A 633-nucleotide genomic window follows, 5' to 3' on the forward strand; every position below is an offset into this window, starting at 1 on the left:
TATGTAAAAGCGTGTCTCACTACACTATTTCTGTAAGTAGTTAATAATGTGACCTTTAGATGTTATACTTGGAATTGGTGATAACTTGAGTCCATTGATGACATTCTGGACTTCTTCATTATCATTATTTGATCTTAAATAGAATTCATCTCCATCTTGTAGCAAGTGACTCACCTGCATTCTTGATAAAGCTCTTCTTAAACCATTTTCAGATACTTTATTGTTTTTTTGATTGATTTGTCTGAGCATATAATGCTGAAGTACATAAGTCATATAACACAGACTTAAATGTCCTCTTATTCTCCGTTCTGTCCAGTGGAACATTGGACGTACTTCTAAGTGACTTTTGAAAGATCTAAAAGTATGTTCTATTTGATATAAATGCCTGTAATGATCTAAAATTAAAGGTATTGGGAGTGTTTTGTTATTCGTTGATATGGAAATAAAGCCATCGTATTTCTGAGCTTGTTTGATCTTTTCCTCATCTAAAATATACTTTTCATCAACTTCTGATTTTATAAAATATCTTCTTGATTTATTTTTAATCAGTGATGGATTTTGTAATAGTTTTTGGCTTTTTAGTAGGTTTTGATCTCTATCGTATTTGTCTTTATTAGCTCGCTTTTCACTATA

Annotated in this window: 1 protein-coding gene; it reads right to left on the bottom strand. The window is 30.5% G+C overall.

Going from position 1 to position 633, the window contains the following annotated elements:
- Positions 1-24 precede the first annotated feature (24 nt).
- Positions 25-633: IS1634 family transposase (locus HHU12_RS34490; protein ID WP_169661218.1), on the bottom strand; the 609-nt coding region annotated here is incomplete at its 5' end.

The organism is Flammeovirga aprica JL-4, from assembly GCF_012844305.1.
GTDB lineage: Bacteria > Bacteroidota > Bacteroidia > Cytophagales > Flammeovirgaceae > Flammeovirga > Flammeovirga aprica.